This is a genomic window from Terriglobus sp. ADX1 (assembly GCF_036877645.1).
In the GTDB taxonomy this organism is placed as follows: Bacteria; Acidobacteriota; Terriglobia; order Terriglobales; family Acidobacteriaceae; genus Terriglobus.
The window spans coordinates 104,836-124,458 of record NZ_JAEDXV010000001.1; the positions used below are offsets into that span (position 1 = coordinate 104,836).

Consider the following 19,623-nt stretch of genomic DNA (forward strand, 5'->3'; position numbering starts at 1 on the left):
TCGCTTAAAGACTCCTCCTACATAAACAGCGCATGAGATTCTTTCGTGCGCTGTTGCCGCTTCTCCTTTGGTTTCCAAACGCGCGTGCTGCGCTTGCGCAGACAAATGCGTGGACGCCTGTAACCGCAACGCAGCTATCCATCGGAAACACGCCGCTAACGGGCACCATCTATATCGCACCGGTGAATGGCTACGGACAGCCGCTGTCAATCACCACCGCAGACGGCAAGTTCGTTTCAGGAGCGCTATCAGCAAGCGTCACGGCGGGCGCGATTGCGAACGGATTCTCCGTGCCGGATCAGTGCACGGCGACGGCGACCACTCCAAACTCACCGGTGAGTTACCAGGTGCAGATTATCGGCACCTCTCCGAAGGGGACCGCGGTCTTTACTATTCCGGCGACTGCTCCAGCCGCTTGCGGATCGACACCTTTCGCGCTGGATCACTACTCAGCCCCGCAGACTGCGGTTGCTTCTGCAGTCGGTATTATCGTGCAGCCCAGCGTTCCCGCGCGGTGTACGGTGCCGTCGATCTATTACGCGCCGGTTAATCCCTCTGCCATTCGTACCTGCGTGGGTGGCGTGTTTGTGAACGTCCAGGGCAGCGGCGCTGGTCTTACATGGGGCGGCACATGGTCGAGTGTCACCGCGTATACATCCGGGACAGCGGTACTGCGTAATGGCAGTAGCTATGTTGCGTTGCAGGCAAGCACGAATCAGGATCCCGCCACGGCCACGAGCTTCTGGCAGCTCGTCGCTCAAAAGGGTGATGATGGCGCACCCGGTGCCACTGGCGCAACAGGTGCCACGGGGCCGACAGGTGCAACCGGTGCAACTGGCCCTGCAGGCGCTGACGCCACGCTTGGTTCGTATGCCTTTGCATCGTTCCCGACGACTGGCTTGACAGCAAACAAGACGATGGTCTTTCAGACCGATGCCACAGCAGCTTCTCCCTGCACGGCTGGCGGCGGTTCGGTGCGTCGTCTTTGTCGCTACAACGGCACGGGCTGGGATCCTGCAGAGTCCTTGGCAAAGGTATCAGCCACTGGCAATTACTCAGACTTGATTGGTGCCCCCACCAACATCTACTCCAACCCTGTACCTGGGGCTTCGGCAGAGTGGAGATTTCTTGAGCAGACGGGAACGACCGTAGCCGATGCCACGCTCCAAGGAAACACCGCAACGTTTGGAGCTGGTGGGGCGGCGCCTACCTGGAACGGGTATGGCGTCTCTTTCCATGACGGCGGCACGACAGCCGGTTCTTACCAGAACATCTCCACGCCGATTACATCCTTCGGTGCCGTCTATATCGGCTTCTGCACACCCAACCTAGCATCTACGACAGGTACTTCCGTTGGCGGAGTTCCTTACACGTCCAATGCTGTCTTGTGGGGGTCTTCAGGAGCAGGAACGGGGCTTTCTCTCCAAAGCTCTAACGGTCAAGGATCCTATGCGAAGCTTGCATTCGCTCCCACGGTGTTCCAGTACAGTGCATTCAATTACCCGACGTATTACACCGGCGCGGTTAGCGGATGCCATGTGGTTGGCTATGTCCCCGGCACCACGGACCACATTTATATGGATACCGTTGAGCAGGCGTACGGCGCTCAGGGTTCAAGCTCTACGGTTGCATCCACGCCTCTGACAACGGGAACCTATCAGATTGGTGCTGGACTCAGCGGGTTGGCGGCCTACTGGCGCGGCGTCATTACATGGGTAACGGTATATCCAGCGGGCGCGAACCATACAGCAGCGCAAGCCGCCGGGATTATTGGTTACATTCAAGCTAATCTCGCGCTTCGTCCTCAGTATCCCCACTATCCCATCCCATCGGGTTTGCGCACGCCACAGTTGAATGCACTTGGCGATTCGCTAACGGCTTCGTTCCTAGGAACGGCTCAGTGGACTACAGCTCTTGCGCTCAACAACTCCTATACGGTCAACAACCTCGGCATCGGCGGCATCAGCGCCGTTGATACGTGCAACCTGCTGGATCAGCGCATCAGCGCCTATACGGCACCAGGTAACACTACGACCTATGTCTGGCTGGGCACCAATGACGTAAGCACCGGCACGCCACCTGCTGTAACTTGGCAGGCGCTTAAACAGTGTGGACAATCGCTGCAGGCTCGCGGTCATCGCGCAGTCATTATGACGATGATTTCCCGCACGGGGCAGGACGCGAACAAGAATGCCCTGAACGCCTTGGAGCGATCCGATTGGCGCAGTGCCTACAACGGAATTGTCGATCTCGCGGAAATTCCTAAACTGGGACAGGACGGTGCATATGCTGACACAACGAACTGCTATCAGCCGGACTCCATCCATCTTCGCGGTCCCGGCACGGGCGGCACAGGAGGTAGCTGCGCAACTCTGTATCTGAACGGCACGGGAACTGTTTATAGCGGCTATGGACTCGTCGCGCAGGCGGTGAGCAATGATGCCAACACGCACGACGGAAGCACGCAATCCAACCCGAACACAACAACGTCGAATGCGTACAACATGGCCTATGTCGATAACTACCTCATTGACACACCAAGCGCGGCCGCTACGCTCAATCTCGTCGACTGCCTCGGTCAGGTCACTCCTCGCACGATCTTCAACGGCAGCGCCACTAATAGCATCACAGTGAGCGGCGTGAACAGCGAGACGATTGCTGGCAGTGCTGTCATCTCGCCGAACCAGACCGCAGAGTTTACTCCGCTTCTAGTGTCTCCATCGGCAGGTGGATGCTCATGGTTGCGGAAATAGATAGTGAGTGAGGATCGAAAAGATGGGGCTGGCTTTGGCTGGCCCCGCTTTTGTTTGTTTGGCGCACATTCTGCATGACATGGGATAACCACCATGAAGCCATGACAACCTCACGGAAATTAGAAATCGGAATCGCCCTACTCGTCGCACTGTTGCTGGTGAGTGCATACATCCGTGAGCGCGAGGCGCGAGTGACAGCAGAGGCGGTAGTCACTGCTAAGTCCGACGCTCAAAAAGAACGCGACACGCAAACTGCTGCTGCGATCGCTGACCTAAAGAAACAGATGGATGCGATTAAATCCGCGCCGCAAGCTGCGCAAGTGATTGAGCGTTACATCGCGACACCGCCGACAGTAGGTGGCCCGGCGTTGAAGACGGTAGATCCGGTTACGGTCGTTGAGCAGGGCGATCTTAGAGGCTCGAAGGTGTACGACGAGCTGCCATCCGCGCCGGACACTGCGCAGCGAGTGATTCTTACGGATGCCCAGGCGCAGACGATTGCAAAACAGCAGATTGCCTGTGATGCAACGCAGAAAAGCCTAACGGCGTGCAGTGCAGATCTTGTCGACCAGAAGCAGGCCACGGCCGCCGCCGTTAAGGCGCTGAAGGGCGGCACATGGATTCAGCGGGTAAAGCGGGTTGTGATTCCTGTTGCATGCGCGGCAGGCGGTGCATTTATGGGCGGCTATTTCAAGGGTTCGCAGGGTGCTGCCATTGGTGCCGCGGGCGCCGGTGCGGCTTGCGCAATCGGATTCTGAGGAGGCGGAATGGGTGAGCTGCTGGAAAAGATAAAGACGTTCCGCTGGTGGACGATCCTGAAGGCGCTGCCGTTCGAGGGCGGTCCTAGCTCAACGAAGTGGGTGTACCTCGCGTGGAACATGGTTCTCGCGGCGGGCTTCTTTGCATGCGTGCTGTCGCTTTGCTTTGTCCACGTTCATTCACACGAGCACCGGGTGGATGCGGCGTTGGTGGGGCTGATTCTTGGATTGGCCGGCACTGGTAGTACCTGCGCAACCGTGGCGCTCAACCATCGCCGCTCAAAGAATGCGGAAGTGGTGATTGCGAAGCAGGAGGGCGGGGCCAATGCCTCCTGAGACTACTTCGTTGCAAAGAATTGAGCGCATGATGGAGCACCTTCTAATTCAACTGCTGGGCTCCGTCGATGGTGATACGGAGCATGGACGGTTGCCCCGTGTTGAGGCGGAAGTGGCCGAGCATGACAAGCGGTTGCGGAGTCTTGAAAACATCTACGTCCGCGGGACCGGTGTGACGTTGGCTATCGTCGTCGGTTACGAGCTGTTTAAAACTTGGTTCCATAAATAACGGAGACGCATGCAGAAATCTCTCGATAAGAAGGTTGTGGCAGGGGTGGAGCGGGCGTTAGCGACGAAGCTGTCTCACCGGGACATCGCTATGCAGTTCGGTATCTCCGTTGGAAGTGTGTCGAATATCCGCTCTCGCATGGCGCAACCCTTGAAGGCTACGGGCGTAAGCGCAGATAAGAAGATTGCCACATATCACTGGCGAGACTTCATCGAGCCCGCGAAGGCGATGCAGCGCTTGAAGAAGTCGACCTCGTGGTCACAGGACCAAGCCCGTATTGCACTTGGCGATGGTAAGTCGCCTGTCATCCTGTGCGGCTTCGGCGACCAGCACATCGGCTCGTACGGCGCTAACTACGATGGCTTCGTGTCTATGACAGAAGAGATTGTGAAGACGCCGGGGCTCTACATTGCACTCATGGGTGATTTCGCTGAGATGGCCATTAGGCTTCGCGGCGTCCTTGAAGTGACGAGCCAGGTGCTGACGCCGGAGATGCAAGAGGCGTTTATGGAATCCTGGCTGGACGAGATCCAGCACAAAGTCGCATTTGCAACATGGGACAACCATGCAGTGATGCGGCAGGAGTCACAGGCTGGTACGTCTGCCGTGAAGAATCTCCTGGCGCGCCGGTGCGTGTATCACAACGGCATCGGCCACTCGGACATCGTTGTCGGTAAGCAAGTGTACAAGGCGGCGGCCAGCCATAAGTTCCGCGGCGGCTCCATGTTCAACCGCCTTCACGCCCAAGGCCGGTACGTTCGGCAGCAGGCGGCAGACCGCGAACTGGTATTCATGGGTGACATCCATCAGTGGGCCTTCTCTGCCACGGAGGACGCAGGTTCTGAGCGCGTCTACATTACCGGTGGAACGCTCCATGAGAATAGCGGCTATGCGAAGCGGTTCTTCAGCCTGACGACTGCGGCGCACTATCCGTGTGTGGTGCTGATGCATGACCGTCACGCCATGATCCCGTTCAAATCTATCGCTGAGGCACGGATATTTGTCGCTGGGTGGGAGTCTTACCGTGGATAGCCGGGATGAAATCTATCGGAAGGCGCTCGAAGATGCTGACAGGGAGCTTAGGAAGCATCTTGGTCCCGTTCATCCTGCGCGACTCGCGGTAGCTGCACTCGCAGGAGAGAAGTCCGCGCTGGTCCCGTAGGAGTCCCGCATCTATTTGCGTTGCTGCTTTATTCTGTTGTAAGTGGAGTGTTTTCTGTGGCGTCCCCGACGGGATTCGAACCCGTGTTACCGCCGTGAAAGGGCGGTGTCCTGGGCCACTGGACGACGGGGACGCACTTGCGCTCGAGCGTGGAATCACGCTGTGCCATCTCCAAGATTAGTCGTATCTGAGCTCAATGTCAAAATTTGCGAAACGTTCTTTTGAGGAACGGTGCTAGTCTCCAGTGGAACGCAAATGACTCACACGCACAGTCAGCCCACTCGCCGCTTGTTGGATGTATTGCAGGTAGCATTCGTCGTCATTTTGCTGGTGTCGAATCTCCTCGCGCAGAAGATATGTCGCATCGGCGGTTTGCCGGTTTCCGGTGCGATTTTGCTCTTTCCCATCACATACATTTTTGGAGACGTCTTTACAGAAGTGTATGGATACGCAGCATCGCGGCGGGCCATCTGGCTTGGTTTCTTTGCGACGGCATTGCTCTATGTCGCAGCAGCGCTGACGATCAAGCTGCCCGCCGATCCCAGTTGGCACAATCAAGAGGCCTTCTCGACGGTCTTCGGATTCATCCCCCGCATCCTTGCTGCAAGTCTCGCCGCCTTCTGGTTTGGAGAATTCGCCAACAGCTACGTCATGGCCCGTCTGAAATTGCTGACTAACGGGCGTTGGCTTTGGACGCGTACTGTTGGGTCCACCGTAGTCGGACAAGCAATCGATACAAGCCTGGTGGTGGTGCTGACGTTTGGCGGCATAGTGCCCGTAAAAACGATGACCTTCATGATTCTCAGCAGCTACGCGCTGAAGGTTGGCTATGAAATATTGGCAACACCGCTAACGTATGCCGTCATCTATGCTTTGAAGCGAATTGAAGGCGGAGAAAGTTTCGATCGACATACGTCCTTCAATCCGTTTCGGTTTTCCGAAAGAAAGGCTGCTTCCTCCACAGAATGTTAACGACATACTATGACCGCGCGGGTCAGTTGGAAATTGGTGCAGAAGGTGATCTGAAGGATGCCGCATGGATCGATCTCTATGCTCCTTCCACTGAAGAAGAGCAGCGCGTTGAAGCGGAATTAAAGATCACGATTCCCACGCGAGAAGAGATGCGTGAGGTGGAGAGCAGCAGCGCCCTTTATCACGAGGGAGATGCTACCTATATCACCGTGCGTGCAGTGGAGCGGGGAAGCAGGGGAGAGCCAGGACTGACAAGCTTTACGCTCGTCCTGGTTGGGCAGCAATTCATTACGTTGCGTTATGCGGAACCTAAGTCGTTTGCCCAGTTTCTCACGCGTACACACAAGCCGGAACAGGCATTTCCATCGTCGCAGTCGTTGCTGCTTTGTTTGCTGGAGACCATCGTAGATCGCGATGCCGACATCCTCGAAGAGATTGGTGATGCGTTGGATCCCATCTCGCTTGAGATCTTCTCGCGTGATACGTCGACGTCAATGGAAAGCATCGCGGCTAAGGACTTGAGCCAGGTCTTGACGCGCATCGGGAATGCAGGAGAGCTTGCAGCACGCGTCCGACAAAGTCTTCATAGTATCGGTCGCGCTCTGCCTTTCTTGAAGCTTGAGATTGAGAACGATACGGGGCTGGATACAAGGCTGAAAACACTCACGTTGGATGTGCAGTCACTGTTGGAGCACGACAACTTCTTGCAGACGCAGATTCAATTCCTGCTTGATTCCAATATCGGTCTCATCTCCATTCAGCAGAATGCAATCATGAAAACACTCAGCGTAGCGGCCGTAATCTTTCTGCCACCTACGTTGATTGGTTCTATTTACGGAATGAATTTTGAGCACATGCCAGAATTGCACTGGGCTCACGGCTATCCGTATGCCTTGGGTTTAATGCTTTTGTCCGTCGTTTTGCCTCTCGCATTTTTCCGTAACCGTCGCTGGTTCTAATGAAAATAGAAGTCGGCTTCACATACATATCGTGATACGATATGTATGTGAAGCCGACTTCTAGTGATAAGCAACTGACGGTAGCACTGGCAGCCTTTCGGGCTGATCTCCGCCGCTTTCTGCATTACAGTGAATTGGCTGCTGAAAAAGCAGGGCTTCTTCCACAACAACATCAGCTTCTGCTGCAGGTGGCCGGGGTGCCGCCTGACACGCTGGTTACGGTTGCCTATATCGCCGAACGGCTGCAGTTACAACACAACAGCGCGGTAGAACTCTGTAAGCGCTGCGAAGCCGCAGGCTTTCTTGTACGCGACAAGCTAAAAGAGAATCGGCGATACGTGATTCTGCAGCTGACGCCATCCGGTAAAAAAATGTTGGGGCGGCTCTCTAGAGATCACGCTCGCGAACTGCGCCTCTGGGCGCCTGAAATGATCGCCTCACTGAATAAGATCATCTTGCTCGATGGCGAATCGGAAGGAGAGATAGAGTGACCTTCGAGAAGCCCAGAGGAGGTTGGTTAAGCCGTTCTCTTCCGCTAGTGCATGAGGATCTTTCCAGCACGTATGAACGGAATCTCCATCGCTGGTTGATCGTAGCTCCCATTGTTGGCGTTACTGCAGGGTTGGGAATTACCGCAGTTGCAACTGTTCTTCTGCGCTATGTCTGGCCCAGCGTGCTTGCTTTGTACCTTGCGCATCATTGGATCATCATTCCGGGACTGACGCTTGGCGGCATCGTTACTGGACTACTGATGCAGTTTGGAACGCCTGATCCCAATCTGCATTCCACCGAAGAAGTGATCGAGATGTATCACGAGAACGATGGGAAGATTGATCTGCGTTCAACACCTGTGAAGTTGATCGCGGCAATTACTACCGTTGGTTCTGGTGGAAGCGCCGCATTGGAAGGCCCGGCGATCTATGGTGGTGCAGCCATCGGCACATGGGTGTGGTCGCGATTGCGGAAAATTTCCGCATTAGGACTGACTTCGCGTCATCGTCGCATCTTGTTGCTCTGTGGTGCTGCGGCTGGTATGTCCGCGGTCTTTCGAGCGCCTCTTACGGGTATCGTCTTTGCGTTGGAGATGCCCTACAAAGATGACATGGCGCACGAGGCGCTTGTGCCATCTCTGATTGCATCGGTCGTTTCTTACATGACACTTGGTGTCTTCTTCGGCAGCGAACCACTATTTGCATTTGCAGCTTCATCTTCTTACACGCCGAAAGATCTTGTGTGGTGTGCGCTGTTGGGAATGTTGATCGGTTTGATCGCTATGACATTCGTCATTACATTCCGCAGGCTTCGTCGGGCCATCGTCCAATGTCCGGTTGCGCACTGGATCAAGATGGGAATCGGTGGGTTGGCAACAGCTTTATGTGGTCTTGCATTCTTGCATTTCTATCCTGGAACTCTTGTTCCGCTTGGTCCGAATTATGAAGCGGTACGGATGATCATTGGCCAGAATCACTCAACGCCGGAGTTGTTGTTCTTCACCTTGATGAAGCTTGCGGCAACTGCTTGCACACTGGGAGTGGGCGGCGTTAGTGCAATGTTTGTTCCGTTGTTTCTGAGCGGTGGAAGTCTCGGTGCAGCATTCGGCCAGAGTGTCGTTCACACACAGACCCTGGGACTGTATGAAGCTGTAGGAATGACATCGTTTATCTCGGCAGCGTACAAGGCTCCGCTGGCGGCGGTAGTGTTCATGGCTGAGACAACAGGCGGTCACGGATTCTTGATCCCCGCCCTCGTAGGCGCAGCGATTGCGTATGTGATCTCTGGCGATGCATCCATATCACCAGCGCAACACGTGCACTCCCGCGCTGAATCCTAAAGCTATCCAACAACTCAACTCTGCAATAAACAAATCAACCGCTTGAATTCTTCATTGTTCATCGCTCCCTTGCACCTGTTGACCGATTGTAGGTTGCCGCCCACCGAGTTACCGGATCCCGCAGGTCCGAGAATGAGCATGCCCGAAATGCGCTTCTGTATCGAATGAAGCGTTATCCTCAGAGCCAGAACCTTCTCAAAAACTCCATGTTCCTTCTTTGTCGTTTCCTCGGCATCTTCGGCACATCCTGGTTCACGTTTAGCAAATCAGGAATGTGCCCTGACACCTCTGGTCGGGTTCAATGTTCTTGATTGAAAAGATTCGTGGAATCCATTTCGCTCGCAAACCGCGGGCCCAGGTGATACTCGCAATGCCGACTAGCCCGTAGTCGGATTGATGGCCGTATCCCTAGACGCTTTCAACGCGGCCACTTTTGCCGGCATTTGAGCTACCTTGCTTCCTTGCCTCGTTGCAACTTTCTTATTCCGAGCGCAGCACGATATCCCACTCGGCTGCCCGGACAGGCTTTTTTGATGACAGCAAGACTCGGTAGATGGTGTCTCCCCAACTCTTGCGCAACCCCGTATCCGTTAGAGTTCTTTCTTCCCATGTGGGATGCAGTACGCCGCCATCAAACTGCATAACCACTGTTCCTTGGCTGGACGTATGAAAACGTAGCGTATTTGCCCCATCCACCACTGGCAGCACCGGCGTCATAAATGCCAAGGCCACCGGCACTTCATCCTGCAGTTCAAATTCTTCCTGAAGAAGAATCGATCCATCGGCGCGATCTAATGCCACACGGCGATGCCAGCGATTGATTCTGGCCTCGGCAGGAAATGCGCTTGCCAGATTCATGCTCAAACTTACCTTCTGTGGTTCTTCCGCGAACGTGAGAGATGTAGCGCCCATACCTTTCTTCTCACTCTCCATCAATCCGTTGATCAAAGGCAGGTTGTGATAGGCCGACTGCATCGTCCAAAGCGTGTAGCGTTTTGAGCTGAACGTCAGAGCGCTGTATGCCTCCACGCCGACGTCAATAAACAATGGCCTTCCGTTGTGAAAGATGATGAAACTGCCGGAATCATTATGGCCGTGGCTGCGTGCATTCGGCGCTGCCTGCACAGACAGATAAAAACCACGGTCAGAGCCTTCTACCTGGCGCGCTGTCATCAATCCAAGCGCCGGATACCAGGCGTTTCTTACCAGCGCATCTTGTCCCTTTCCCGCTTGCATTTTAGAGATCTCTGCAAGATCGAGAACGTCTCGCATCAACTTCCCCTGTCCCTCGCCCGCGAAACGCTGTTGCTGGTTTGAGAGGAATGTGCCGAAGGACTGCACTGTTGTATCGCTTGCAATGCGGCCCAGGCGATGCAATAAAAGGCCGGAATAATTCAATTTGGGATGAGCATCCCCGTAGTTCACATAATACGAACCTGCGATATGAGCATCGACAATGTAATGCACCATGCGCTGCAGGAATATATTGTCCTGTGTGACTGTATCTGACCGTGTTGCCGATTGCATGAACGAAACACAATCCAGATAGGACCCAGTAGCAACACTCCAATACGCCGGTCCTTCATCACATCCACCATCCAGAGGCTGCTCAGACAGATAGTTATCAAGCACTTTGCATGCTTTGGTCGTTGCTTCTACTTGTCGTTTGCGATCTGTCTCCATCAACAGATTCGTCATGATCCAGTTGGAGCAAATCCACGGTGTCCAGTTGTTCAAATGTCCCGGATGCTCCGACAATCCCATCCAACTGAAGTCAGTCCGTTGCAACGCCGGCGTAAGTACACGTCGTTGAGTTTCCAACGCAACCCGCTTCTGGATCATGGGTGAAACCGAGTTCAGTTCTGAACCAAGAAGATAGCTGGTGACTGACAACGTACTCGCGGTGTCACCCGCGAACAAGTCAATAATCGGATCCTGAACATCCGGTAATCCAACGCCGGCCTTCTGCATGCCCAGATGAGCAGGGACACCCCAGAAGCTTTCCTCGCAGATAAGCCACAGGCCATCACTAATAGCACGAAGAAAGCGTCCCTTACCTTCCGCACACTCTGCGAGCACCAGGCTACAGAGCGTCTGTCGCCTGCGAAAGTACACCGCTTCATACTCTGTACGATTTCCCTTTTCACGAAACCCCAGGAACAATGATGCAGGCAGCACGTCCCATCCGGATTTCGCCGCCTTCTCGCCAGTAGAAATCAATGCAGAGCGTACATCGTCAGGAACCGCCTGCCACGTTGCCCGGTCGGAGCCGCGCGCGAATGGTTTCCATTGTTGAGGTCCCGCCAAATGTTGATTCAGCATGCTCTCCGTGAAGATAGGAACCAGCATTCGCTTAGGCGGTTCGGAGCTCGCTATTTGTGGCTGTACTCTGCTGCCAAACATTGCAGGAGCAGTAAGGAATGCCGCCGTACCGGATAGCATCGCTCTCCGCGTCATCATGAGGTGTTCTGCCATCACACATCCTTCTTGCGCGTTATCAAATTACGGTCTCAATACTACGCATCAAAAAAGTCGATTTTGAATGGCATTAGATTCATGCCACTCAAAATCGACAACAGGGAGGAGGCCCCTAAAACGTTAGGCGTGCTGTTAATTGAATCTGACGCGGAGTCCAATACGACGAATTCAGGTACTCAATGCCGGAGGTTGCGCTTGGATTAATGCTCCCCTGGATATTGAACGCGTTGAATGCATCCATATTGACGCGGAAGTTCACCTTCTCCGTAATTGGAAATACTTTGAAGATGGAGATGTCAGCATTCCAATTCATCGGTCCAAGGAGCACGGTCTTTGAGAATGGATTGACTCCGGCGGGTCCCGGTGAGTACGCCACTGTCGCTGTCGTCTTGTTCGCCAGCGCTACGGGGACGTTATTCGTTCCATAGTTTGTGTTCGAAGCCTTTGCGGAGCCTCCAGAGCACGTGACCGTACCGGGATCAATATTTACTGGTGTTTGATACGGCTGATATCCCGCGGGGATACCAGATACGACGTTTGCAGTGCAGGGATTACTGAGAGATAGGGGAGCAATATAGCCGTTAAACCATTGATAACCGGCAAGGCAGGTGCCACTGGTGCAGTCGGTGACTTTGCGCTTGTGCTTGTAGATTTCAACCGACCCCATGGTGCCTGTCCCCTGAGGATTAACGCCTCCCCAGTTTGTTGCTGTGGGTTGAAAATATTGCGAGACAACGCTACCGGAGTACGCGATCTGGAAGCCGCCGACAAGCTCATTCACAAGCCGATTGCTATTACCAAGAAACTTCTTGCCACGACCAAATGGAAGATCCACCAGGCCATTGAAGCCTAGATGATGCAGCGGCGTCGCTGTATCAATCATGTAGTTCTGCAGACGATTCAGTCCATCGTAGCTGGAGTCTTTCAGTATGCCCGGAGCATAGTCGGCAGCGGGATAAATCAGTCCGTCGCGAAATGCATTGCCACCCACACGCATGGATCGTGCAAACACGTACGAAATCTGAAACGCGTACCCGTTCTTGTAGAGCCGCTGATAGTTCGCCTGCAGTGCGTTGTAATTGGCATAGCCGTTGCGGTCATCCCGAATCAACCCGCCATAGGTCTTGTTGTTATACGGATTTAATGCCACTGCGGAGTACGTGCCGCCCGGTGGGGTGGTGCCCGTGCTGACATCCCATACGTACGTGGACATTGCGTTGTTGAACATGTACTGCTGATCCAGATTTGTAGCGCGCTGGAACACATAACTGACGCGTAGAACAGAACCGAATTTCAGAGGCTGCTCAACGGTGCCATTCAACTGGTTGACCATGTTAGGCGGGTAATGCGGATTCAGTACAAATTCGGTCACACCCGGCGTGAGTGAATTGACGGTTGCAGAGTTCACCACGCCCGAACTGTTCTGCCCTGCGATCACCGACTGCGGTGCACGCAGCATGTAATTATTCAAGCCATCAGGTGATTGCGCGCCCGTGGTATAGCTCTGCGAATAGACTGCGGAGAACGGCGCATTCGTCTTTGCGGTTGCATAGAAGTTACGCAATGGAATGGGATACGAGTAACGTCCGAAGCTGGCACGCAACACGGTGCCACGGCCTGCTCCTAATGGAGCATAGGCAAAGCCGATACGCGGGTCGAAGATGGCGTTGTTCCCATAGATTAGATGCGGAGGCAGGCCCGCCGCCTGCGCCGTTTCAAACACAACGCCCAAATTCTGCAGATTGGTGATGAGCGCCTGAGTTGTATAGCCTTTCGCAATCAGCGTGCTTAGCGGTGTTCCCAATACGACGCTCCGTTGTTCATATCAAAGCCATTGATGGCATTGATACGCTCCGTTGCAACGGGATGTGCTTCCCAACGCAAGCCAAGATTGAATGTCATCTTCTCGGACACATGGAAGTCGTCCTGGAAGTATGCGTCAAACTCCTGATCGCGCCAGTGTTCGTAGGGAGGGTTCAGGCGCGAGCTATAGTTGGATGCATACCCAAGATAGAAATCCGCATCTGCTGATCCGGTATTTGCCACTTTGCCATAATTCGTGCCCGACGTCGGGTCATAAAGGCCTGTTCCAAGTCCACCAAATGTAACGCCATCGGCGGTCCTATCCGGCAAAATGCCGAGACGTTCATGACGATAACGTCCACCGAAAAACAGCTGATGCCGCCCCAGCGTCTTTGTAAGGTTTTCATCAATGTTCGTGATGATTTCCGGACCGCCCCACTGAAGCTGCGTTCCGCTAAAGCCGTACACCATACCGCTGATCCCAGGCATACCGGTGGAACCAAAATTGTTCGGCAAGCCAAGTTGCGCTTCGTAGTTTTGATCCGCCCCGTTGGGTGGCAGATTGGCCCACGTTGTCTGCCAAACATTTCCAATCACCGTCTGCGACACAAAGGTGGGTGAAAAGATGTGCGTAAATCCGAAACCTGCACTGTTGCTCTTGGTCGTCGACACGATCTGATTGCTAATGCCTGCCGGAAGTCCGCCACCGGCGACCGTTGCCGCATACTGCGTTGTGCTGTAGGGACTGAGTGTGCGGTTGTTGTAATAGGTGTAACGAAGGTACACATTGTTCTTCTCATTGAACGTGTGGTCTACACGCGTAGAGATAGTTGGCGCATCAGTATTCGTCGTAGCCGGATACGAGATATTCGGAGCCTGAAATGGATTTGCGCTGTTTGTCGGAAGAGGCGTAATCGCATTCAGTGTCTTGGCTAACGGACTGAGGCGGTTCGCAGGAATCTGATTATTGGCAAATGGCGTACGACAGTACTGATTCGCTTTGCCGCTTGTGCTTGGGCAACTAGCCGCAGCGTATGTCGTATTCGGATCGTACAGAGTGACGGCGGCACCGCTGGCTACCAGACCGCTAAAGTCGCCATTGCGCATCGCCTGCGTTGGTACATATCCGTTCGTATAGCTTCCGGAGCGAAGAGAGTAGCGTTCATAGGCAAGGAACCAGAACGACATGTCTCTGCCATCGTATAGCTTGGGAATCAGCACTGGACCACCAGCCGAAGCGCCGAACTCATTCCGGATAAGACGCGGGGCAACAAAGTTCGCAGGGTTCGCTCGAGAACGGGCCACGCCAATGGCATTGTTGCGGGCTGTTTCAAACAAGCTGCCATGCAACTGGTTTGTTCCGGACTTTGTGGTCAACACCGCGGTGGCAGGCGTCGCATACATGGCATTGGAGCCGCTGGTCTCCACCCTCACCTCCTGAATCGCATCGGGGTCCGCCTGCGCGGATTGACCGCCGATATTGCGGTTCGTCATCGGGGCACCGTCCTGCACATATTCAATGCCGGCGGCCAGCAGGCCGTTCGCACGTGTACCACCAGACTCCAGCCCTGGCGTGGTGAGCCCCGTTAAGGTCAAGATGCTGCGGCCGTTCATCGGCAGCTGGTTGATACGGGCATTGTCCAGCTGGTTGCTGATGGTGCCACTGTTGTAGGTCGCAAGCTGGATCGAATCTGCAGTTACGGTGATCTTCTCCGAGCTGTCTCCAATCGTTAGAGCCGGACTGACCGTAAGAGTCTGCGCAACCTGCAGGTCTACGCTGCGTTCGTATTGCTTCATGCCTGGAGCGGAAAACGTAACGGTATAGCTACCGGCAAAAAGGCCAGGTAAGGAATAAAACCCGGTGCTATTGGTAACGGTATCTGTCGTCTGCCCCGTCTTCACGTTCAGTACATGAACGGCTGCGTTTGCCATAATCGCGCCAGTGGAATCTGTCAGCGTTCCTTGAATCGTTCCCGCTCCACTCTGCGCAAGGATGTTTCCATTCATGAGCAGGCAGGCAAGTCCAAGGGTAAGTCTTGTTTTCGTTTTCAACCGGGGATCCTCCAAATCAGATCGCAGGAAATGTCGCAGTCTGAGAATGGGACGGATTCTTCGTGATGTGAAATGGATTGGATAGGTGCGGTACGGCAGCGTCCCGAGGTATCGCCGGAATCTCCTTGCAAATCAATAACGTAACACTTGATCCCGAAGAGAGTAATACAGGGGTATCGAGTTTATTTATTAGCTTCTCTACGAATGTTTACAAAGGCTGAACCACAGATTTATGCTTTGCGAGTGGTAACCGACCCCCAACTCGAATGGTCACCTGCCACACAGTCGGATCACGAACTGGTTCTGAAATCGCTGGACTCAGTTCTGGCGAGCCCCACCTTCCGCAGTAGCCGCAGGTATCCTGCCATGCTTCGCTACATCACAGAGAAGACCCTGGAAGGACATCCCGAACAGTTAAAAGAAAGAACCATTGGCATTGAGGTCTTCGGTCGTGATGCGGACTACGATACACATGAAGATCCCGTCGTTCGCATAAGCGCCAGCGAAATCCGTAAGAGGCTGGCACAGTTTTACCGCGATGCCACGTTCGAGCATGCGATTGAGTTTCGCCTTCCCTTGGGCACCTATGTGCCTCAGATTCTGAAGCGCACGGATCCCGCCACTCTCCCGCAATCGGCTACGCCCCTCGTTGAAGTACCAGGATTCGTTGAACGTCTGCGATCCAACGCTGCCGCGCGTCCGGTGCTTTGGTATGGGATCGCAGCATGTTCCTTGCTCGCATTCCTGCTTGCCGGGTGGAGCTATTTACGATTGGCGAGCAAATCTGACTCCGGTCTGGTGGAACGAGTCTGGATGCCGCTGCTTGAGAATCAGAACCCTGTACTCATCAGTACTGGCAGACCAGTTAATCCAGTCACGGTTGGACCTGAACCTGCGGACATCAACATTCAGGACCACATCATTCGTCCAGAGTTTCGCGTCTCGACCACGACAGCCAAAGCCATCGCGAACATTGCCGGCTTTCTTCAAATCCACAAGAAGCCGTTTACGATCCATGACTCTGAGTCCAATGTGCTCTCAGACTTTCATGAACGCCCCATTGTGTTGGTGAATGCAAACGACAACAAGTGGACGTTGCAGTTGATGAAAGATGCTCGCTTTCAGTTCACCCCGGAGAACGTGCGCAGTATCACGTATATCCGTGACGCCAAGCATCCCACTATGCACGATTGGAACGTCGATTTCCTGCAGCCATTCCACAAGCAAACGGTAGACTATGCGATTGTGTCCCGCTTCACAAGTTCCACAACGCACGGTCCGGTTTTTGTAATTGCTGGCATCAGTTCGAATGGAACAGAAGCAGCAGGCGAGTTTGTAGTGGAACAAGACAAACTTACCGAATTGTTCCGCCAGGCGCCCGCCAACTGGAGCGGCGAGAACTTTGAAGCCGTTCTGAAAGTGGAAGTGGTGGATGGGAACACTGGAAATTCTACGGTCATCGCCAGTGAATTCTGGTAAATGACGTTAGGCGATCAAGATCTTCAACCCATATTCACGGAACGTAGGTGATATTCGCTTTGAAACCTGCGGTATGTACTGAGAATAACGGGGGATATTTGGGTGCTTACCGGTGCAGGGAAGACAGCCAAGCGCCGCTGCCGAATATCCACATCGCTGCCGGAGAGGCATGATCCTCGCTCGCTGGATAGCTACCGTCGTTTCATGGCGATATATCGATATTTATAACAATGGTATGAATATCGACGACCTCGAATGGGTTCCTACCGTTTCAAACTGGAGTCAGACCAAGCTGTCAGTTGCCTTGGCGTCAGGCATGCCTAATCTTTCCGTGGTTGAATGCGGCAATATACTGGCTCGGACGATCGAGCGTCGGGGCTCTAGGATTTTCCCTTTACCTGCTTTGGCCGCATCTGAGCCACACCACTGACAAAGTCGGCTCCAAGCTTGGAGCGACGATGATGTAAGTTGTTGTATCTATGGTGCCGGGAGGGGGGCGAACCCCCACGACCGCAAGGGTCGGCGGATTTTGAGTCTGATTTTTGGCCTTTTGCAGGGTGTTGCACCGTAACGCATAAGATCGCATCAAACGTCTTATTTACAGATAGATACAAGAGAATTTGAAGTTGCAGTGCGACGCAGCCAAAAGCAGAAAAGTTGGAAACGAACAGCCATCAAAACAGCCACTGGCTGTTTCGGCGGATTAAGGTCCGAACGGGTCTCGGAGCCAAATTTTACGAATGATTCTGATTCGTCGCGGTGGCTGTTTTGATGGCTGTTCGGAGGCGGCGAACCGGCCACTATGCGAAGCGAATTGAAGTCTGAGGACCGCTCGTTGTGTCTGCATTTTGGCATTGAAGGCCACGGAGACTCGGCTTACGCGGGAGTGATTTTCCCGCCCAAAGCCAGTGAAGCACGCAACGTATCGTTGATGCGTGTCTGCCATCCGTCTCCACTTGCACGGAGCGCTGCCATCACATCGGCATCCAACCGGATTTTGACGGCCTCCTTGGTGACTTCCTGTTTGCTTCCCACAGGACGGCCTCGACGGCGCGCAACGATCTGCTCGGGCGTGTGAACCCGCGAAAACTTGCCCGCCTTGGCTTGTGCCAGGGACTCGCGCAGCCCCGGCAGCGCGTGACCTGCATCGTCTTCAATTGCGCGGGCTACCTTGTTTACGTCCATCTTCTTCAGTGTCTTCACGGCTTCGCCCCTCGTTTAATATCCTTGGGTTTTACGTTCGCTTGTGCGGCCTTGGCGTAGACCATCACAAGCAGCACAATCTTCTCGGCTGTCAGGTGGAAATAAATCACCCTTACTCCGCCGCGCTTTCCCATTCCGGAGCGGCTCCAGCGCACTTTGCGCGCCCCGTCCGCTCCTGGAATGAGATTGCCAGCATCCGGGTTGGCGGAAATCCAGTCGATGAACGCTTCGCGTTCCGTATCGCTCCATACTGCCTTCGCCTGCTTCTGGAACTCGGCGGTCTCAACGACAGTATGCATGAATTTATTGTACACCCAATTAAATAGATCAAGATTTAGGAACTCGACGAGATCGCGGCTGCTACTTTCCGTATTGCTACGACTCTAGCCTCATACTTGGTTGCGTTAGATATCAACGAAGCGCGCGCGTTCGCCAAGCCAGCCTGCTACATACTCGAAAGCAGCGTTTTCGCGTCGTCCTTGCAGGTCGTAACGCGAAGTGCCGATCTGCGGACCATCTCCCAGCACTCTGTCAATGGTGCGCCTCATGGCCTTGGTACCCGCGCCTTCTTCATGCGCACGCGCTTGGGCAGGCGTTCTTCATCGAGAAGAAGGCCGACATCGTCGCGGCTCACATCAATGAGGCTTCTCAAAGGATCGCCAAAGCCCAGAACGAAGAGCGCCATCGCGTAAACGCCGAGACCGACTCCGGGGTCTCCCTTTTCAACGCGGAGGTAAGTGTTTTTGGAGACACCCATTCGCTCGGCTACAGACAGGACTGTAAGTCCCCGTTTACGCCGCGCGGTCGCAAGATCGCTGCCGAACTTGATCAACGATCGCCTGACAGCGGGAGGAAGAACATCTGAGACGCCTGATCTCATATAAGGCTCCATATATAAATCCTTATGGCGTTATATGGCCCAATATATAGGACTTTATGGAGTACGTTCAAGGTTCTGTAGGCTGATATCGACGATGTGGATTTTCCCAGCAGGCGGGAGCGGTTTGTAACGCTCGTTCAGATATGCGGCATTGATGAAGCGAGTGGTTTCGTTCTCAAACGTGCCAGCCCCACCATGGATATGGCCGAAGATGTGAACTCGCGGCTTCTTCCTTTTGACCACATCGAACAGTTCCGCGCATCCCAAATGTGCTTCCTTGGGAGCCGTCTGATCGAGAATTCCTAACGGTGGGCCGTGTGTAATGAGCACGTCGAGGTCGTCGGGAATCAGCTCCCAATATCGTTCCCCTGAACCACGCGGGTACATGAAGGCCCAGTTCAGGAACTCAGGAGTGTATGGTGAGCCCCAGAACGTCACACCGTCAAGCGTGATGCCCGTGTTCTCCAGATACGTGGCATTGGTCAGCAACTCTCTGGCTAGTTGAGGAGCATTCTCAAAGTACCTATCGTGGTTTCCCCCGCAGACTAAGCGGTGCTTGAAAGGCTGATCTCCCAGCCAGCGATTGAACGACACAATATCCTGTACGTCATAGCCGGAGTTCATGAAGTCTCCCGCGTGAACGAGAACATCTCCATCAGGAAGACGGTCAACCTTGTCATGAAGGCCGTGCGTATCGGAGGTCACTACGAGTCGCATCGGGTTATCTT

Annotated in this window: 18 protein-coding genes and 1 tRNA gene; 10 read left to right on the forward strand and 9 right to left on the reverse strand. The window is 54.2% G+C overall.

What is annotated here, in order from left to right; translation table 11 throughout:
* Positions 1-32: 32 nt before the first annotated feature.
* From JAO32_RS00510 to JAO32_RS00530, 5 genes are all read left to right on the forward strand, one after another.
* Positions 33-2,753 carry a GDSL-type esterase/lipase family protein gene (locus JAO32_RS00510; RefSeq protein ID WP_334236587.1) on the forward strand — a complete coding sequence of 907 codons (2,721 nt, stop codon included), beginning with the start codon at positions 33-35 and terminating at the stop codon, positions 2,751-2,753.
* 101 nt (positions 2,754-2,854) lie between these two features.
* Positions 2,855-3,511 (forward strand): hypothetical protein, encoded by a 657-nt coding sequence (locus JAO32_RS00515; RefSeq protein WP_334236588.1) that lies wholly within the window; start codon positions 2,855-2,857, stop codon positions 3,509-3,511.
* Between the two features lie 9 nt (positions 3,512-3,520).
* On the forward strand, positions 3,521-3,847 hold the full coding sequence (locus tag JAO32_RS00520; protein ID WP_334236589.1) for a hypothetical protein: 327 nt from the start codon (positions 3,521-3,523) through the stop codon (positions 3,845-3,847).
* The gene (locus tag JAO32_RS00525; RefSeq protein ID WP_334236590.1) at positions 3,837-4,076 is read left to right on the forward strand and encodes a hypothetical protein; all 240 of its coding nucleotides are present in this window, start codon (positions 3,837-3,839) and stop codon (positions 4,074-4,076) included. Before JAO32_RS00520 ends, JAO32_RS00525 begins: the two co-directional genes overlap by 11 nt.
* Before the next feature lie 9 nt (positions 4,077-4,085).
* Complete coding sequence (locus tag JAO32_RS00530; protein ID WP_334236591.1) at positions 4,086-5,108, forward strand: hypothetical protein; 1,023 nt, start codon at positions 4,086-4,088, stop codon at positions 5,106-5,108.
* A gap of 187 nt (positions 5,109-5,295) precedes the next feature.
* Here JAO32_RS00530 and JAO32_RS00535 read toward each other — a convergent pair.
* A tRNA-Glu gene (locus tag JAO32_RS00535) sits at positions 5,296-5,371 on the reverse strand.
* A gap of 122 nt (positions 5,372-5,493) precedes the next feature.
* Between JAO32_RS00535 and JAO32_RS00540 the strand changes: the two genes are divergently transcribed.
* From JAO32_RS00540 to JAO32_RS00555, 4 genes are read left to right on the forward strand one after another with little or no spacing between them, the layout of a single operon-like run.
* Positions 5,494-6,210 carry a queuosine precursor transporter gene (locus JAO32_RS00540; RefSeq protein ID WP_334236592.1) on the forward strand — a complete coding sequence of 239 codons (717 nt, stop codon included), beginning with the start codon at positions 5,494-5,496 and terminating at the stop codon, positions 6,208-6,210.
* Positions 6,204-7,169 carry a magnesium transporter CorA family protein gene (locus JAO32_RS00545; protein WP_334236593.1) on the forward strand — a complete coding sequence of 322 codons (966 nt, stop codon included), beginning with the start codon at positions 6,204-6,206 and terminating at the stop codon, positions 7,167-7,169. The genes JAO32_RS00540 and JAO32_RS00545 overlap by 7 nt, the downstream gene beginning before the upstream one ends.
* Before the next feature lie 47 nt (positions 7,170-7,216).
* On the forward strand, positions 7,217-7,660 hold the full coding sequence (locus JAO32_RS00550) for a MarR family transcriptional regulator (protein WP_334236594.1): 444 nt from the start codon (positions 7,217-7,219) through the stop codon (positions 7,658-7,660).
* Positions 7,657-9,000 (forward strand): chloride channel protein, encoded by a 1,344-nt coding sequence (locus JAO32_RS00555; protein WP_334236595.1) that lies wholly within the window; start codon positions 7,657-7,659, stop codon positions 8,998-9,000. The genes JAO32_RS00550 and JAO32_RS00555 overlap by 4 nt, the downstream gene beginning before the upstream one ends.
* Before the next feature lie 480 nt (positions 9,001-9,480).
* On the opposite strand, the gene JAO32_RS00560 is transcribed toward JAO32_RS00555, so the two are convergent.
* The 3 genes from JAO32_RS00560 to JAO32_RS00570 all read right to left on the reverse strand — a co-directional run bounded on the left by JAO32_RS00560 (position 9,481) and on the right by JAO32_RS00570 (position 15,333).
* Positions 9,481-11,322 carry a heparinase II/III domain-containing protein gene (locus JAO32_RS00560; protein ID WP_334236596.1) on the reverse strand — a complete coding sequence of 614 codons (1,842 nt, stop codon included), beginning with the start codon at positions 11,320-11,322 and terminating at the stop codon, positions 9,481-9,483.
* A gap of 268 nt (positions 11,323-11,590) precedes the next feature.
* Entirely contained in the window at positions 11,591-13,282 is a 1,692-nt protein-coding gene (locus JAO32_RS00565; RefSeq protein ID WP_334236597.1) for a hypothetical protein, read from the reverse strand.
* Positions 13,267-15,333 carry a TonB-dependent receptor gene (locus tag JAO32_RS00570; protein WP_334236598.1) on the reverse strand — a complete coding sequence of 689 codons (2,067 nt, stop codon included), beginning with the start codon at positions 15,331-15,333 and terminating at the stop codon, positions 13,267-13,269. Before JAO32_RS00570 ends, JAO32_RS00565 begins: the two co-directional genes overlap by 16 nt.
* 204 nt (positions 15,334-15,537) lie before the next feature.
* Between JAO32_RS00570 and JAO32_RS00575 the strand changes: the two genes are divergently transcribed.
* Positions 15,538-16,812, forward strand: a complete 1,275-nt coding sequence (locus JAO32_RS00575) for a hypothetical protein (protein ID WP_334236599.1) — start codon at positions 15,538-15,540, stop codon at positions 16,810-16,812.
* 876 nt (positions 16,813-17,688) lie between these two features.
* Here the strand turns inward: JAO32_RS00575 and JAO32_RS00580 are convergent.
* The 5 genes from JAO32_RS00580 to JAO32_RS00600 all read right to left on the reverse strand — a co-directional run bounded on the left by JAO32_RS00580 (position 17,689) and on the right by JAO32_RS00600 (position 19,612).
* The gene (locus JAO32_RS00580; RefSeq protein ID WP_334236600.1) at positions 17,689-18,015 is read right to left on the reverse strand and encodes a BrnA antitoxin family protein; all 327 of its coding nucleotides are present in this window, start codon (positions 18,013-18,015) and stop codon (positions 17,689-17,691) included.
* Positions 18,012-18,329 (reverse strand): hypothetical protein, encoded by a 318-nt coding sequence (locus tag JAO32_RS00585; RefSeq protein WP_334236601.1) that lies wholly within the window; start codon positions 18,327-18,329, stop codon positions 18,012-18,014. The genes JAO32_RS00580 and JAO32_RS00585 overlap by 4 nt, the downstream gene beginning before the upstream one ends.
* A gap of 90 nt (positions 18,330-18,419) precedes the next feature.
* Positions 18,420-18,563: a hypothetical protein gene (locus JAO32_RS00590; RefSeq protein ID WP_334236602.1), complete on the reverse strand. Its 144-nt coding sequence runs from the start codon at positions 18,561-18,563 to the stop codon at positions 18,420-18,422.
* A complete protein-coding gene (locus JAO32_RS00595) occupies positions 18,560-18,895 on the reverse strand; it encodes a helix-turn-helix domain-containing protein (protein ID WP_334236603.1) in 336 nt (111 codons plus the stop codon). Before JAO32_RS00595 ends, JAO32_RS00590 begins: the two co-directional genes overlap by 4 nt.
* A 54-nt stretch (positions 18,896-18,949) precedes the next feature.
* On the reverse strand, positions 18,950-19,612 hold the full coding sequence (locus tag JAO32_RS00600; protein WP_334236604.1) for a metallophosphatase domain-containing protein: 663 nt from the start codon (positions 19,610-19,612) through the stop codon (positions 18,950-18,952).
* Positions 19,613-19,623: the final 11 nt, after the last annotated feature.